General features: G+C 71.1%; 11 protein-coding genes and 1 tRNA gene. 7 read left to right on the top strand and 5 right to left on the bottom strand.

What is annotated here, in order from left to right:
• Positions 1-53 precede the first annotated feature (53 nt).
• Positions 54-2,792, top strand: coding sequence for a Tat pathway signal sequence domain protein (locus ABZX90_RS18185; RefSeq protein ID WP_355205978.1), 2,739 nt, complete (start codon positions 54-56; stop codon positions 2,790-2,792).
• Between the two features lie 21 nt (positions 2,793-2,813).
• Here the strand turns inward: ABZX90_RS18185 and ABZX90_RS18180 are convergent, their stop codons facing one another.
• Positions 2,814-5,366, bottom strand: a complete 2,553-nt coding sequence (locus ABZX90_RS18180; protein WP_355205975.1) for a hypothetical protein — start codon at positions 5,364-5,366, stop codon at positions 2,814-2,816.
• 117 nt (positions 5,367-5,483) lie between these two features.
• Here ABZX90_RS18180 and ABZX90_RS18175 point away from each other — a divergent pair, with 117 nt between their 5' ends.
• Both ABZX90_RS18175 and ABZX90_RS18170 read left to right on the top strand, forming a co-directional pair.
• Complete coding sequence (locus ABZX90_RS18175) at positions 5,484-5,930, top strand: SRPBCC family protein (protein ID WP_351130291.1); 447 nt, start codon at positions 5,484-5,486, stop codon at positions 5,928-5,930.
• Between the two features lie 39 nt (positions 5,931-5,969).
• Positions 5,970-6,041: transfer RNA gene (locus ABZX90_RS18170), tRNA-Val, on the top strand.
• Between the two features lie 68 nt (positions 6,042-6,109).
• Here ABZX90_RS18170 and ABZX90_RS18165 read toward each other — a convergent pair.
• Positions 6,110-6,835 carry a 3'-5' exonuclease gene (locus ABZX90_RS18165; RefSeq protein ID WP_351130293.1) on the bottom strand — a complete coding sequence of 242 codons (726 nt, stop codon included), beginning with the start codon at positions 6,833-6,835 and terminating at the stop codon, positions 6,110-6,112.
• Between the two features lie 170 nt (positions 6,836-7,005).
• On the opposite strand from ABZX90_RS18165, the gene ABZX90_RS18160 reads away from it, so the two are divergent.
• From ABZX90_RS18160 to thrS, 3 genes are all read left to right on the top strand, one after another.
• Positions 7,006-7,572, top strand: coding sequence for a DUF4365 domain-containing protein (locus ABZX90_RS18160; RefSeq protein ID WP_355205971.1), 567 nt, complete (start codon positions 7,006-7,008; stop codon positions 7,570-7,572).
• Positions 7,569-8,786: a hypothetical protein gene (locus ABZX90_RS18155; RefSeq protein WP_355205968.1), complete on the top strand. Its 1,218-nt coding sequence runs from the start codon at positions 7,569-7,571 to the stop codon at positions 8,784-8,786. The genes ABZX90_RS18160 and ABZX90_RS18155 overlap by 4 nt, the downstream gene beginning before the upstream one ends.
• Positions 8,787-8,899: 113 nt before the next feature.
• Positions 8,900-10,876, top strand: a complete 1,977-nt coding sequence (gene thrS / locus ABZX90_RS18150) for a threonine--tRNA ligase (RefSeq protein ID WP_351130296.1) — start codon at positions 8,900-8,902, stop codon at positions 10,874-10,876.
• A gap of 43 nt (positions 10,877-10,919) precedes the next feature.
• On the opposite strand, the gene ABZX90_RS18145 is transcribed toward thrS, so the two are convergent.
• A complete protein-coding gene (locus ABZX90_RS18145; RefSeq protein ID WP_355205964.1) occupies positions 10,920-11,576 on the bottom strand; it encodes a potassium channel family protein in 657 nt (218 codons plus the stop codon).
• A gap of 67 nt (positions 11,577-11,643) precedes the next feature.
• Here ABZX90_RS18145 and ABZX90_RS18140 point away from each other — a divergent pair, with 67 nt between their 5' ends.
• Positions 11,644-12,204, top strand: coding sequence for an HIT domain-containing protein (locus ABZX90_RS18140; protein WP_351130300.1), 561 nt, complete (start codon positions 11,644-11,646; stop codon positions 12,202-12,204).
• 96 nt (positions 12,205-12,300) lie between these two features.
• Here the strand turns inward: ABZX90_RS18140 and ABZX90_RS18135 are convergent, their stop codons facing one another.
• Positions 12,301-13,968 (bottom strand): hypothetical protein, encoded by a 1,668-nt coding sequence (locus tag ABZX90_RS18135; protein ID WP_351130302.1) that lies wholly within the window; start codon positions 13,966-13,968, stop codon positions 12,301-12,303.
• A 157-nt stretch (positions 13,969-14,125) separates the two neighbouring features.
• Positions 14,126-16,321 carry an elongation factor G-like protein EF-G2 gene (locus ABZX90_RS18130; RefSeq protein WP_351130304.1) on the bottom strand — a complete coding sequence of 732 codons (2,196 nt, stop codon included), beginning with the start codon at positions 16,319-16,321 and terminating at the stop codon, positions 14,126-14,128.
• Positions 16,322-16,564 lie beyond the last annotated feature (243 nt).

Genomic DNA, 16,564 nt, shown 5'->3' with positions numbered 1-16,564 from the left:
CCTCGCTTCGGCTCTGTCATGCCCCTGACCATCCCGTACGGAAAGGAAAGGTCATGTCCCCCATCCCCCGCAGGTCCCTTCTCAAGGCGGCCGCCGTCGCCGGAGCCGCCGCCCAGTTCAGCTGGGCCCTGGGAACCACGAACGCGCAGGCCGCCCCCGGAGCCGAGTCCGCCGACGCGGATCCGGTGACCCTGGACTGGCTGGAGGACGGCGGCCTCGGCGCCGCCCCCGGCTCCACCGTCGGCGTTCCCTGGCCGAAGGGCACGTACCAGCAGGACCAGACGTTCGCGCTCACGGATGCCGACGGCAAGGCCGTCCCCGTGCAGTCCTGGCCGATCGCCTACTGGCCGGACGGCTCCCTCAAATGGACCGCGCACGCGGTGAGTTCGGACACCGGGAAACTCACGCTGACAGCGGGAGAACCCGCCGCGCCGGAGCGGAAGGTCACCGTCGACAGGAGCGGCGGCACCATCGGCGTATCGACCGGCGTCATCACCGCGAAGATCGGCACGAGCGGCTCCACGCTGGTCAAGTCCGTGACACGCGGCACGACCGAGATCGCCAGGAACGGCCGCCTCGTCCTCATCCGCCGGCCGGAGATCGAGGACGAGGACCAGGGCGCCGAGAAGTCCGAGCGCTTCGATAGCGCGATCTCCGCGGTCGAGGTCGAACAGGAGGGCCCGGTGCGGGCCGTCGTCCGCGTCGACGGCAAACACCGCAAGGGCGACCGGAGCTGGCTGCCGTTCTCGGTCCGCCTCTACTTCTACGCGGGCGCCGACTCCTTCCGCATGGTGCACACGATCACCTTCGACGGAAAGCAGGAGCCCGGGAAGAGCAGCGGCGACTTCGTCCGCGGGCTCGGCGTCCGCTTCACCGTGCCGATGCGGGACGCCGCCTACGACCGGCACATCCGGATCGGCGGCGACGGCACCGGTCTGCTGCGCGAGGCCGTCAAGGGCGTCACCGGTCTGCGCCGCGACCCCGGAGCGGCCGTCCAGGCCGCCCAGTTCGCGGGGGAGAAGCTGCCCGACCCGTCCACCTGGGACCAGCGGGTCACCACCCGGCTCCAGTACATCCCCGAGTGGGGCGACTACACCCTCTCCCAGCTCTCCGCCGACGGCTTCACCCTGCGCAAGCGCACGAAGAAGGGGCACGGCTGGATCGGCGCCGGCGGCGGCCGACGCGCCTCCGGCTTCGGCTACGTCGGCGGGCCGAGCGGCGGATTCTCCTTCGGACTGCGGGACTTCTGGGAGAAGTTCCCCGCCCAGCTCGACATCCGGGACGCCCACACCGACGAGGCCGAGGTCACCCTCTGGCTCTGGTCGCCCGAGGCACAGCCCATGGACCTGCGCTTCTACCACGACGGCATGGGTCAGGACACCTACGCCGAACAGCTCGAAGGCCTCAACATCACCTACGAGGACTACGAGCCGGGCTTCGGAACCCCCTACGGCATCGCCCGCACCTCCGAACTGCTCTTCTGGGCCAACGAGTCGACACCCACGCCCGAGAAGTTCGCCGAACAGGTCGACGCCGTACGCGTGTTGCCCCAGCTCGCCGCCCCGCCCAAGCAGCTCATCGGGGCGCAGGTCTTCGGCCCCGGCCTCTACTCCGAGCCCGACCGGTCCACGCCCGCCAAGGCGAAGATCGAGGACCACCTCGACTTCCTCTTCACCTACTACAAGGACCAGGTGGAGATGCGCCGTTGGTACGGCTTCTGGGACTACGGCGACATCATGCACTCGTACGACCCGGTCCGGCACCAGTGGCGCTACGACGTCGGCGGCTACGCCTGGGACAACTCCGAACTGTCGCCGGACCTCTGGCTGTGGTTCGCCTACCTCCGCAGCGGCCGCGCGGACATCTTCCGCTTCGCCGAGGCGATGACCCGGCACACCGGCGAGGTCGACGTCTACCACCTCGGTCAGTGGGCGGGACTCGGCACCCGGCACGGTGTGCAGCACTACGCCGACAGCGCCAAACAGCAGCGCATCGCCAACACCACCTACCGGCGCTACTACTACTTCCTCACCGCCGACGAGCGGGTCGGCGACCTCATGCACGCCAACGTCGACTCCGACGAGACCTTCCTCGTCCTCGACCCGATCCGCAAGATCCGCACCGAGCCCTACACGCCCGACCGGCACGCGCTGTCGATCGGCTTCGGCACGGACTGGAGCGGGCTCGTCTCGGCGTGGCTGACCGAGTGGGAGCGCAAGGGCCCCAAGTGGGAGAAGGCCAAGGCGCGTGTGCTGTCGACGATGGAGACCATCGCCGCGCAGCCCAACGGATTCGTCCAGGGCACCGGCCTGTACGACCTGGACACCGGCCGGTTCGCCGTCGCCGCGGAACCCGTGGTCGGCGTCTCGCACCTCTCCGCGGTCTTCGGCCTGAACGAACTGTGCGCCGAGCTCATCGATCTCGTCGACATGCCCGCCTTCAAGGAGGCCTACCTCGACTACTGCCGCTACTTCAACGCCACCAAGGCCGAGCAGGCCGGCCGGTACGGCACCAACTTCGGCACCCTGCTGCTCTTCCAGGGCCACTCGCGCCTCGACGCGTACGCCGCCGTGCAGACCGGCGACGCGAAGCTCGCCACGCGCGCGTGGACGAAGTTCTACAGCTCCGACGGCTACACCGAGTCCTCGCCCTGGAAGACGGAGAAGCTGAGCGGCCCCGTCACGCTGGTGCCGGGCAGCGAGGCCAACTGGGTCTACACGAACGACACAGCGCTCTACGGCCTCGCCGCCATCGAGAACCTGGCACTCCTCGGCGACAGGATGCCCTCGTGACCGCACCCTCGTGACCGGTCCCTAGTGCATCCTCCCCAGCACCTCCCGCACTCGCCGTGCGTCGCGGATCCGCTGCTCGTACGTGGCACCCAGCGCGAGCAGTACCAGACCGGCCAGTGCGGGAGGCATCCAACGGGGGAGCGCGTCCACCACCTGGACGATGTACGGCGCGAGTTCGTGCAGGGCGTCCAGCGCGAGGACGGTGCCGCCCAGTACCAGCGGAGCCTGCAGGCGGTGCCGGGCGCCCAGCAGGGTGACGGCGAGCGCCGCCGCGCCGAGCAACAGCGGGCGCGGCCACTGCGCGTCGCCCCATGCCGCGAAGAGGCTCGGCACGAGCGTGACGGACAAGCCCGGCGCGTACGCCGTCCACGACGACACCGCCGTGTCCCGACGGCCCCTGAACGCGCCCACGAGCAGCGCCGGAACGGTCACCGGCAGTGTGTACGCCTCCGGGGAGCCGATGCCCCACGCTGCCAGCCGCACCCAGGCGGCCAGCACGAACAGCGCGGCTGCCGCGTATCCCACGGGGCGCCGGTCCTCTCGTACCGCCGTGCCCGAGGCGATCACCCCGCACAGGGCCAGGACCGTGGCGAGCAGGGCCGGATCGGTGACCGTGAGCGCGATGGCGAGCAGCCCCGCGACGGCACCGGTGATCTCGACCGACACCGTCGTCGGTCCGTCGCCGACGCGCGCGGCCGACAGCGCCGCGACCACCGGCACCAGCAGCACGAGCAGCGCGGTGTACTGGGGCTGCCAGCCCAGGGACGCGCCCGCCGCGCAGGCGAGGCCCGTGGCGTACCCCAGCGACGCGGGTGCCGCGACCGGGCCGAGGCCGGGCTGCCGGGCGGCGGCCGCGAACAGGACGGTCAGCGCGCCGAGCACGGTCAGCGTCGCGGCCTCGGAGGCCAGCGCGGCGAACGCGAGGCTGAGGGAGGTGAGCAGGGCGAGCACCGGCGCCGTCACCGAAGGGTGTGTCCGGCGGGCGTACCCGAGCAGGGCCACCGTCGTGAGCCCGTGCACGGACAGCCCGGCCACGTAAGGGAGTTCGAGCGTCGCCGGGAGGAGGAACACCGTCGCCCACGTGAGCGTCAGCGCGCAGACCAGGGCCTGCGGACGCCATTCGGCGGAGTGGACGGCCACCACCAGGACCGCGGCGACGAGCGCGAGGACGAGCGGTGCCGTGACCGCGTCCGAGGGCCAGGGCAGGGTGCTCGCCACCGCGTCCCGCGCGCTCGCCGGAGCTCCGGACCAGACCGAGCCCACCCGGGCGACCGGTCCCAGCAGAGTGATCACGACCACGGGCAGCGCCCACGCCACCGCGAGGGCGCCCACACAGCCGGAGGCCAGGGCGATCCCCCGGCGTAGAGGCGTGGGAAGCCCCGTCCGGGCGACGGCCAACAAGGCTATCCCGCACGCCAGATGACCGGGAACCGTCCACTCGCCGGGCAGGGACGTGCGCAGCACGCCGCCGAAAGCGACGACGGTGATCAGGCCTCCGGCCGTCGCGAGACCCGTCGTGACGCCCGTCGCGACGCCTGTCTTCGGGGCGCCCCACGCCATCGTCAGGGCGATCGACGCGGCAAGGAGGAGGAGCGCCGCCGCACGGGCGGCGGCGCTCGGGCCGGCGGCCGTCCAGGACAGCCAGCCGGCGGCGAAGGTGCCCCAGCCGCCCAGGCCGTACGCCCCGACGGCGGCGACGACGCGGACGGACCGCAAGGGCATGCGCAGCGCGAGCAGCGCGTCGAACGCCGCCGTGACCAGCAGCGCGGCCGTGATGGCGTGGGCGCCTGCGGCGGCGGCCACCGCCCACAGGAGCAGCGGGAGTTGCGCGGCGACCACGGCGGCGGGCAGCGGCAGGCGCAGCGGCAGACGTACACCGGCTCCGGACGCCTGCGGTCCGGTGCCCGTGCCTGTAACTGTGTCGGGGTCGGCTTCCCGCGGTCCGGTGCCGCTCGTGGCCGATGCCTGTCCGGCGCCCGCGGCGGACGGCTCCGTGGTGCCCGTGGGGGCCGTCGGGGCGGTCCTCGGGTCTGCCGTCCGGTGCGGCGCGCCCAGCGTGTGCCCGTACGCCGCCCATGCGGCGGCCAGCACCGCCGACGCGAGCGCCGCGTAACCGACGCCGTCCGTGTGGGGGAGCGCCACCGCGTACAGCGCGTACGCGTCCAGGACCGTCAGCGCGAGGCCGAGCCCCGCCAGCGCCTCCGCGGTCGAGCGCAGCCCGCGCCGCAGCAGGAGTACGGGCGAGCCGAGCGCGGCCAGCGTCACCACGCCGAGTACCAACGACCGCCCCGCGATCCCCAGGTGACCCCAGCCGACGAGCGTGAACGCGACGGCGGCGATGGTCAGCAGGATGCCGCCGAGGAGCAGGAGCGCGTTCTGCACACCGGGTGCCGTGGTCTCGGGCCGACGGGCCAGGGCTGCCGGGGATGCCGGGCGCGGGGCCCGTACCGGCGCCTGGAGCGCGTGGACCAGCCAGGCGCGGCGGGTCAGCAACACGGCGCGGCGCGCGTCGAGTTGCCGCAGCTCGGCGTCGAGGAGCCGCAACTCCTCGGCCGGGGACGGGATCTGGGTCATACTCCGGAGTGTGGTTCCGGTCACGTCCCCGGGCATGAGTGCGCGTACTCACGCCGTACTCAGATCGGCGGAGGGCAGGGTCGGTACATCCGGTCCGCCGGCGGGCACACTCGGTCCATGGACTGGAGCCACTACCGCTTCCGCACCGTCTGGGAGCTGCCCGCGCCTCCCGCGGACGTGTACGTCGTCCTGGAACAGGCCGAGAACTACCCGCGCTGGTGGCCCCAGGTGCGTGAGGTGACCCCCGTGGACGAGCGCAGCGGCGTCATCCGGATCCGCTCGGTCCTGCCGTACGACATCACCATCACCGCGCGTGCGGCGCGTCGGGACCCGGCGGCCGGTGTCCTGGAGATCGCGATGTCGGGCGACCTCGACGGCTGGGCGCGCTGGACCTTCGACGCGGCCGGCCCCGGCACCCGCGCCCGGTACGACCAGGAGGTGCACGTGACCACGCCGCTGCTGCGGCGGCTCGCCGTGCCGGGACGCCCCTTCTTCCGCGCCAACCACGCCCTGATGATGCGCGCGGGACGGCGCGGACTGAGGGCCTACCTCGAAGCGGTTTGAACCCCACCCGCCGGGACCTGTATTGTTCAGTCCGTTCCCGGGCGATTAGCTCAGTGGGAGAGCGCTTCGTTCACACCGAAGAGGTCACTGGTTCGAACCCAGTATCGCCCACCCGGAAAAGAACCGGTCCGTCATAGACGGACCGGTTTTTTTGCTGTGCTCGCGGGCATCACGCCTGGTCAGGCCGCCGCCGCCAGACCCGGGCGCAGAGGCCACGCCGGATCCACCGCCTCCGGTGTACCGCTGCGCGCGAACCAGGCCTGCAGCCCGCGCGCCTGTGCCGCGTGCCACACCGCCTGGAGGGTGTGCAGCTCGGCAGGCGAAAGCCGCTCCAGACGGCCCGCGAAGCGGCGCCCCACCGCACGGACCACCTCCAGCGAGGCCAGCGCGTCGGCCGCCGCGTCGTGCGCGCCCTCCAGCGCCACGTCGTAGTGCGCGCACAGATCGGTCAGGGTGCGGCGGCCCTTGCGGTAGCGGTCCAGATGTTTGTCGAGGACGCGGGGATCGAGCACGCGCAGCGATGTCGACTCGAACCAGTGGTCGAGGGACGAAGCGCGATGCCTGCGCAACTCCCGGTCCAGAAGCGTCAGATCGAACGGGGCGTTCATCACCACGAGCGGGCGGCCCGCCGTGGCCTGTTCGCCCAGTTCCCGGGCTATCTCCTCCATCACGGGCGACGGCCAGCGGCCGTTGCGCTGCAGATGTTCGTCCGTGAGCCCGTGCACCGCCGTCGCCCCCGCGGGCACCGGCACTCCAGGGTTCACCAGCCATCGGGTCACCCGCGGACGGGAACCCGCGGCGTCCTGGACGACGACGGCGGCCGACACGATCCTGTCGGTCTCGACGTCCACGCCCGTGGTCTCCGTGTCGAACGCGGCCAAAGGGCCCTCGTACCAGCACGTCATACGCACACAACTCCTCGTTCACCCACGGCAGCTGACGCACCGTCTTCTGCCTGTTTGGTGATACCCGGGCTGTTTGCGCCGTACGCCGGAAGGAGACAACGGAGGTACGGGTCTTTGCAGTTCAGCGGCCCGTCGCGGGGATACACCAAGCTTGGAAGGCTGTTGGGCTCATGGCACTCGCGCAGCCCGAACGGGGCGGGCTGCTGCCCCAGCGGACGGCACCCCATCGCGGATCGCTCGCCACCACCGCCTGCATGGAGACCTTGCAGGTGGGCTACTTGCACGCGGTCGCGGCGGCCGCGGGCTGTTCGCTGTCCCAGCCGTTTCCCGACAACGGCATCGACTGGCACGTCAGCCACAGCGCCCCCGGGCACACGGTCGACGACGAAGTCACCATCAAGGTGCAGCTCAAGTGCACGTACCAGATTCCGCCCAACCCTCCGGGGCCCGCCTTCTCCTTCACGCTCGACAACGAGCACCTGGCGAAGCTCGCGCGCACCCCGGTCTCGGTGCACAAGATCCTGGTCGTGATGCTCGTGCCCAGATCCCAGGACGAGTGGCTGCGCGCCAGCCACGACCGGCTCGACCTGAGGCACTGCTGCTACTGGATCAACCTCGCCGGGCACGCCATCACGGGCCGGCGCCGGACCACCGTCCGGATCCCGACGGCCCGGATCTTCGACGACCGGGCCCTCTGCGAGATCATGACGAGGGTCGGGACGGGAGGCAGACCATGACACACCGCCCGATCGACGAGGGACTCCGGCCGGTCAGGCCGCATCCCGCCGAAGCCTTCTGGAACGATCCGCCGAACCCCGACCAGGTCGACCCGGCCGTCCTCGGCGCGCTGCTGCGGCGACACGGCTGGCAGCGCCGCGGGGGAGCGGCCGGACGGTACGGCCGATGGACCCCACCCGGGCCCGGGGGCGGCGGCACCAGCCTGCTGGTGCCGGAGAACCGGGCCTTCCCCGACAGCGACGACCTCCTCGGCGAGGCCCTCGTCGCGCTCGCCCGCAGCGGTTCCCCGTCGGCGCGCGACGTGCTTCTCGCCCTCGCCGTGCCCAGCGACGAGATCCGCTGGTGGCGGGATGTGCCGACCGGTCCCGTAGGCGCCGCGCCCTGGACCGTCGAGGAGCAGCTGCGCGGCGCCGCCCGCCAGATGATGCTCGCGGGCGCGCTCGCCACACGCGCGCGTGCCGGCTACTACGGCGCCCGCCACCGCAGGTCCGCCGCGGCCTCCCTGGAGAACGTCCTGGTCGGCGCCGAACCGGGCGGCCGCCGCCTCACCGCCTTCGTGCCCGTCACCGCCGGCCGGCCGCTCACCGTACGACTGCACGAGGCCCTGTGCGCCGCTCGCGAGGCCATCGACTACCAGCGGGCCACCGGCGGCATGGACGCCTTCGACGCGGCCGTCGAGGCGGGCGTCAGCCATGAACTGATGGAATCCCTGGTGGCGCTCGTCCGCGGCACCGAGGGCGCCCGGATCACCGTCGAGTGGTCACCCGCCGCGGGCGTCCCCGAGGGCGGCGCGCACCCCGCCGAGCCCGTCGAGTTCTCGCCCGGCGACCTGCCCGTGCTGCGCGAGGCGGGCGCCCGATATCTGCGCGAGGAGCCGTCCGTGCCCGTGCGCATCACCGGCGCCGTGGTCCGGATGCGCAGGTCCGGTCCGCGCGGGGAGGGCACCGTACGGCTGCGGGTGATCGCGGGCGCCGAGGTCCCGCACGTCCGGATGACCCTCGACGAGGAGGCGTACCGGATAGCGGGCCAGGCCCATCTCGTCGGGCTGCCGGTGCGGGTGCACGGGCGGCTGGAGAGCCGCGGGGGCTTCCGCAGGCTCACGGACGCCTCGGGTGTCGTACCCGTACAGGTGGACGAGGCGGAGCGGGACCGGCTGATGAAGTCGCTGCAGGAGAATCTGGACTTCTTCGAGGAGGCGTGCAGCGGGGACTGACGGCGCACTGTCCACAACCGTTTCGCGGAGGGGACCCCGGGCTCGGTAGGATTCGGGGCATTGCCATGCCATGCCGTATGTGGTGTGGAGTCGCCTTCAGTCAGGAGAGTCCGGTGTCAGAGGTCCGTGTGATCATCCAACGCGATTCCGAGCGGGAAGAGCGCGTGGTGACGACGGGCACTACGGCCGCCGACCTGTTCACCGGCGAGCGCACCATCGTCGCGGCCCGCGTGGCTGGCGAGCTGAGGGATCTCGCGTACGAGGTGCAGGACGGCGAGGAGGTCGAGCCCGTCGAGATCTCCTCCGAGGACGGCCTGAACATCCTGCGCCACTCCACCGCCCATGTGATGGCCCAGGCCGTGCAGGAGCTCTTCCCCGACGCCAAGCTGGGCATCGGCCCGCCGGTCAAGGACGGCTTCTACTACGACTTCGACGTCGAGAAGCCGTTCACGCCCGAGGACCTCAAGGCCGTCGAGAAGAAGATGCAGGAGATCCAGAAGCGCGGGCAGCGCTTCTCCCGCCGCGTCGTCACCGACGAGGGCGCCCGCGAGGAGCTCGCCGCGGAGCCGTACAAGCTGGAGCTCATCGGCATCAAGGGCTCCGCGTCCTCGGACGACGGCGCGGACGTCGAGGTGGGCGGCGGCGAGCTGACCATCTACGACAACCTCGACGCCAAGACCGGTGACCTGTGCTGGAAGGACCTCTGCCGCGGTCCCCACCTGCCCACCACCCGCAACATCCCGGCGTTCAAGCTGATGCGCAACGCCGCCGCGTACTGGCGCGGCAGCGAGAAGAACCCCATGCTCCAGCGCATCTACGGCACCGCCTGGCCCTCCAAGGAGGAGCTGAAGGCGCACCTCGACTTCCTCGCCGAGGCCGAGAAGCGCGACCACCGCAAGCTGGGCAACGAGCTGGACCTGTTCTCCATCCCGGACCAGATCGGTTCCGGCCTCGCCGTCTTCCACCCCAAGGGCGGCATCATCCGCCGGGTCATGGAGGACTACTCGCGCCGCCGGCACGAGGAAGAGGGCTATGAGTTCGTCTACACCCCGCACGCCACCAAGGGGAAGCTCTTCGAGACCTCGGGCCACCTGGACTGGTACGCCGACGGCATGTACCCGCCCATGCAGCTCGATGAGGGCGTGGACTACTACCTCAAGCCCATGAACTGCCCGATGCACAACCTGATCTTCGACGCGCGCGGCCGTTCGTACCGTGAACTGCCGCTGCGCCTCTTCGAGTTCGGAACCGTGTACCGGTACGAGAAGTCGGGCGTGGTGCACGGCCTGACCCGCGCCCGTGGCTTCACGCAGGACGACGCGCACATCTACTGCACCAAGGAGCAGATGGCGGAGGAGCTCGACAAGACGCTCACCTTCGTCCTGAACCTGCTGCGCGACTACGGCCTGACCGACTTCTACCTGGAGCTGTCCACCAAGGACCCGGAGAAGTTCGTCGGCTCGGACGAGGTCTGGGAAGAGGCCACCGAGACGCTGCGCCAGGTCGCCGAGAAGCAGGGCCTCCCGCTGGTCCCGGACCCGGGCGGCGCTGCCTTCTACGGGCCGAAGATCTCCGTGCAGGCCAAGGACGCCATCGGCCGCACCTGGCAGATGTCGACCGTGCAGCTCGACTTCAACCTGCCCGAGCGCTTCGACCTGGAGTACACGGGTCCCGACGGCACCAAGCAGCGCCCGGTCATGATCCACCGTGCGCTCTTCGGCTCCATCGAGCGCTTCTTCGCCGTGCTCCTGGAGCACTACGCGGGCGCGTTCCCGGCATGGCTGGCGCCCGTCCAGGCGATCGGCATCCCGATCGGCGACGCGCACGTGGAGTACCTCCAGAAGTTCGCCGCCGAGGCCCGCAAGAAGGGTCTGCGCGTCGAGGTCGACGCGTCCTCGGACCGTATGCAGAAGAAGATCCGCAACGCGCAGAAGCAGAAGGTGCCCTTCATGGTCATCGCGGGCGACGAGGACATGGCGGCCGGCGCCGTCTCCTTCCGCTACCGCGACGGCTCCCAGGAGAACGGCATCCCCCTCGACGAGGCCATCGCCAAGATCGCGAAGGTCGTCGAGGAGCGCGCGCAGGTCTGATCGGCGGGCTCGATCGGCTCACGGCACGAAGCCCGCGGGAAGCTCAGCTCCCCGGGGGCTTCTCGTCGCCCTCGCGCGCGAACGACTGCAACAGCCACGACGAGAACGATCCCGTCACCGCCCCGAGCAGCGCCAGACCGCACGCCATCATGCCGACCGCGATCGTGCGCCCCCTCGGCGTCACCGGCGTCACGTCCCCGTACCCGACCGTCGCGAGCGTGGAGGCGGCCCACCACACCGAGTCACCGAAGGTGACGATCGTCGCGTGCGGTGCCTGGTACTCCGCCTGGTAGACGGCGAGGGCACCCGCGAAGCCGAGCAGCAGGACCGCGACGCCCGCGTAGAACATCACCCGCGCGTACAGCGGGAGGCGAGGCTCTCCGCGGCGCCGCAGCACTGCGTCGTAGAGCTTGACGACCCGCAACGGCCGCAGCAGCGGCAGGACGAGCACCACGGTGTCCAGCAAGTGGGTCCGGACGAACCGGTAGCCCTGTCCGCTCAGCCGCCAGAGCACCAGGTAGTCGACGAGGAACGCCGCCCAGGTGGCAGCGATCACCGCGAGGCAGGCATCCCGTCCTCCCTGAGGCAGACCGTGCGCCAGCACATGGACCGCGTACGCGGCGAGGAACAGCAGCGACGCGACCCCCAGCGGTACCTCGGTGCGCTGCTCCCAGCGGGTCGTCGGGCTGTCGTCGTCCATGGCCACAGCTTCGCCGCAGGCGCCTTTGCGCGGCACCCGCCGACACGCCGCGAACGGGCGAAGCAATATGCTGCAACACATGACGAGTGAGCCGGAGCAGCAGATCGGAGTGGGAACGCAGGACGCGTTCCAGCGCCTTTGGACGCCCCACCGGATGGCTTACATCCAGGGCGAGAACAAGCCGACCGGTCCGGGGGCCGACGACGGTTGTCCCTTCTGCTCGATCCCGGCCAAGTCCGACGAGGACGGGCTGATCGTGAGGCGCGGCGAGCAGGTGTACGCGGTGCTCAACCTCTACCCGTACAACGGTGGGCACCTGATGGTCGTGCCCTACCGGCACGTCGCCGACTACACGGACCTCACCGCGCCGGAGACCGCCGAACTCGGTGAGCTGACCAAGCAGGCCATGACCGCCCTGCGCACCGCCTCCGGCGCCCATGGCTTCAACATCGGCATGAACCAGGGGACCGTCGCGGGCGCCGGCATCGCCGCCCACCTGCACCAGCACATCGTCCCCCGCTGGGGCGGCGACACCAACTTCATGCCGGTCGTCGGCCACACCAAGGTCCTGCCCCAACTCCTCGCGGACACCCGCAAGATGCTCGCCGAGGCCTGGCCCACCGTGTAGCCCGGCCCGGGGCGCCTTCTGCGGGCGCCCCGTCCTCCGCGGGACCGACGGCGTACGGCGTACGGCGGTCGGCCCTCGGGCCCCGCTGCCGCGCGGCTAGGCGTCGTACAGGTCGGCCTTGCGCGGCGAGGCATCCTGCACCGACGTGCTGAGGAAGGCCGAGCGGTTGCCGAACTTCTCCGTGTCGACGCCGTTCTCATCGAGGACCTTGATCGCCGCCGAGTGCACCACACGCAGCACGGGCGTCGCGGCCCGCAAGGCGTCGTCCGCCATGAAACGGTGCCGCCACGGCTGATCGGCCCAGGCGTGCCGCAGTCCGAAGGGCTCGGGCAGCGTCAGACTCCCGCCGAGCCAGTTCAGAAGCGGCGGATACCAGGTCAGGGGCGCCCGCGCCGCGAGCCGTACGACCTCGTCCGTGGTGACCAGCGGCAGGCTCACCTTGCGGGTCTCCCAGAACTTGACGGCCTTCGCGACCTCCTTGGTCGGGGCCTCCGGCTTGGTGGTGAACAGCGAGTTCACCGGCCCCAGCGCATGCCCGGTCACCTCGATGCGCAGCGTCTGGTGCAGCACGGTGACCGTGATCAGCATGGTGATGATCAACTGGCCGTCCCAGAGCGTCCACTGGACCCCGAGGTAGTGCCGGTCGCCGCTGCCGAACTGCTGCTTGTTGCAGATGTCCTGTATGGCGTGCGTCTTGATCGTGTAGGCGTCCACGTCCGTGCCGCCCGGCCGGGACACCGCCTGCGCTTTCTCGCCGATGGGGGTGACGACCCAGTGCTTGATCGAAGGCGCCGGGAAACCACCGGTGTTGAGCGGGCCGCGCTCCAGCATGCGCAACTGGTCGTGGATGTTGCGGATGACGTCCCAGCTGCGGAACGGGTGGATCTCCTTGCCCGCGTCCCGCGCCACCAGATCCTCGGCGAGCTGCCAGCTGCCCCAGCGGGTGCCCATGCCGAGTATGCCCTTGGGGCCCGCGTAGAAGACCGAGTTGGACTGCTGCTCCGCGGTGAGCCGGGCGAGGGCCTGACGCAGCCGCTCCGCCGCCGTCTCACCGGGGCTGCCGGGGACCGCCTCGGGAATCTTGGCGCCGAGGCCACCGCCCGACAGCAGGCTGTCCCAGCGCGCCCGCAGATCCTTCGCCGTGCGCTCGCAGATCTGCTTCGCCCACAGCCAGCCGACGACCGGGAGGACCACCGCGGCGCGCGCGTACCAGGCCCAGAAGCCCGTGAACGGCATACGGAGCAGGAAGAGGACGGCCAGTGCGCCGACCGCGACCAGGAGCGTCGTGCCGAGCGCGGAGGCGCGCTTGTCCTCGCGCTTGGCGATCTGCGTACGGATCTGGAAGACCAGCAGCCACACCAGTAGTCCGGGCAGGAACAGCAGTCCGCAGAGCACCATGACGGCCGACAGCCAGTTGTCGCGGTCCCGGCGGATGTTGGTCGCCGCGAGGCAGTGCTCCACGACGACCTGGGGCTCGGTGCCGAAGGACTGGATCAGCGGTTTGCGGCCCGCGCCCAGCATGCGGGCCGTGACGGCCCCCGCGAAGGCCTCGCCGAGATTCGGCGCGAACAGCTTGATCCGGCCGGCCTTGACGGTGGACTGGTGCCATTCGTTGTCGGCCTTGAGGATCTCCTCCACCGGACTGTCGCGGTACGCAGCCGAGGCCAGGGCGTAGCTCGCCGCCGTCTGCCCCGCGGAGCCCGTGAGCGGCACTTGCGCCCCGGGAGTGAAATCGAAACCGTCGAACGCCACTTCCGCCCCCATCGCCGCCGCACCCGCTCCTGCGGCCTTCCCGACTTCGGTGCCCCGCACACCTGTTGATCAGGTCTTCGTCTTGATCAGGTTCTCAGAGTAACGGCCGCGACCGACATTCGTCGGCGGACGGCAGAAGCCGTCCGCCGACGGATGAATCCCCCAACCCTCAGGTACCCGGGACCTCTTCGTGGAGCCGATCGGCGATCTGCTGCGGCATCGGCTCGTGCCGCGCGTACCGCCGGTCGAAGCGCGCGGTGCCGTGCGAGACGGACCGCAGATCGACGGCGTACCGTCCGATCTCGATCTCCGGCACCTCGGCCCGTACGAGCGTGCGCCCGCCGCCCGCCTGCTCGGTGCCGACGACCCGGCCGCGGCGTCCCGACAGGTCGCTCATCACCGCGCCCACGTAGTCGTCGCCGACCATGACGGTCACCTCGGCGACCGGCTCCAGGAGATGGATCGTGGCGTCGCGGGCCGCCTCTCGGAGTGCGAGCGCGCCCGCCGTCTGGAACGCGGCGTCGGAGGAGTCCACCGAGTGCGCCTTGCCGTCGAGCAGCGTGACCCGTACGTCGATGAGCGGATAGCCCGCGACCACCCCCTTGGCGGCCTGGGCGCGCACGCCCTTCTCGACAGACGGGATGAACTGGCGCGGCACCGCGCCGCCGACGACCTTGTCCACGAACTCGATGCCCGAGCCACCGGGCAGCGGTTCGACCTCGATCTCGCAGATCGCGAACTGGCCGTGCCCGCCGGACTGCTTCACGTGGCGTCCGCGCCCTGCGGACGAGCCGGCGAACGTCTCGCGCAGGGAGACCTTGTGCGGGACCACGTCGACCTGCACGCCGTACCGGTTGCGCAGCCGTTCCAGGGCGACGTCCGCGTGTGCCTCGCCCAGGCACCACAGGACGACCTGGTGGGTGTTCTGGTTCTGTTCCAGGCGCATCGTGGGGTCCTCGGCGACCAGCCGGCCGAGCCCCTGGGAGAGCTTGTCCTCGTCCGCCTTGCTGTGCGCCTCGATGGCGAGCGGCAGCAGCGGGTCGGGCATCCGCCACGGCTCCATGAGCAGCGGGTCGTCCTTGGCCGAAAGCGTGTCTCCCGTCTCGGCGCGGTTCAGCTTCGCCACACAGGCGAGGTCGCCGGCGATGCAGTGCGTGAGGGTGCGCTGCTGCTTGCCGAACGGGGAGGACAGGGCGCCGATCCGCTCGTCGACGTCGTGGTCCTCGTGTCCGCGGTCGGTCAGCCCGTGCCCGGAGACGTGCACCGTCGCGTCCGGGCGCAGCGTTCCGGAGAAGACCCGGACCAGGGAGACCCGTCCCACGTACGGGTCGGACGCGGTCTTCACGACCTCCGCGACCAGCGGCCCGTCCGGATCGCAGGCCTTCACCTCGCGCGCGGCGCCGTCCGGCGTGGTGACCGTGGGCGCGGGGCGCTCCAGCGGGGTGGGGAAGCCGCCCGTGACCAGTTCGAGGAGCTCGACCGTGCCGAGCCCCTGCCGGGCGCCCTCGGCGGCCGGAGCCGCGGCCAGCACCGGGAAGAAGCTCCCGCGTGCCACGGCCCGTTCCAGGTCCTGCACGAGTGTCGTGAGGTCGATCTCCTCGCCGCCGAGGTAGCGGTCCATGAGCGTCTCGTCCTCGCTCTCGGCGATGATCCCCTCGATCAGCCGGTTGCGGGCCCCCTCGATGAGCGGCTGCTGTTCGGGTCCGGGCTCGGCCTCCTTGCGCTCCCCGGAGGAGTAGTCGAACAGGCGCTGCGTGAGCAGTCCGATCAGGCCGGTCACGGGCGCGTGCCCGTCCGGTGCCTCGGCGCCGCGCAACGGCAGATAGAGCGGCAGTACGGCGTCGGGGTCGTCCCCGCCGAACGCCTCCGCGCAGATCCGTGTCATCTCCTCGAAGTCCGCCCTGGCCGATTCGAGGTGGGTGACCACGATGGCCCGCGGCATGCCGACGGCCGCGCACTCCTCCCACACCATCCGGGTCGAGCCGTCCACGCCGTCCGACGCCGAGACGACGAAAAGGGCCGCGTCCGCCGCTCGCAGACCGGCCCTCAACTCCCCGACGAAATCGGCGTACCCGGGGGTGTCCAGAATATTGATCTTGTATCCGTCCCAGTCGACGGGTACCAGGGAGAGCTGCACCGAGCGTTGCTGCCGGTGCTCGATCTCGTCGTAGTCGGAGACGGTGCCGCCGTCCTCCACGCGGCCCGCCCGGTTCACCGCTCCCGCCGTCAGCGCGAGAGCCTCCACCAATGTCGTCTTGCCCGATCCGCTGTGGCCGACCAGCACCACATTCCGTACGGACGCGGGGTGGTCGGCCGCCGTAGCCCTGCCGGCGGCTCCGGAGTGTGCATTCGCCTTGTCGCCCATGGCCTTGCCTCCCGTGCAAGGTGAGGTCACTGTGGGCGCGGGACATGCGGAAGCCTCCCCCAGACTCCCTCCGGAGGTACCCCCAGCGGCGGCGGCTCCGGTGACGCCCGCGGTGTCTTCGAGCTTTGCACTCGCGTCACTGTGCGTCCATACAGGGGACGCGATCGCGCCGTGACACCGATGGCATCGCGTCGTGACACGGGGGTCCGGGTGCCCGACCATCGCACAAGCGCACGCGTGGCT

The sequence above is a fragment of the Streptomyces sp. NPDC002935 genome (assembly GCF_040611295.1).
Taxonomy (GTDB): domain Bacteria; phylum Actinomycetota; class Actinomycetes; order Streptomycetales; family Streptomycetaceae; genus Streptomyces.
The sequence above is the reverse complement of the archived record's forward strand: the minus strand, read 5'-3'. Positions and strand labels throughout refer to the sequence as shown.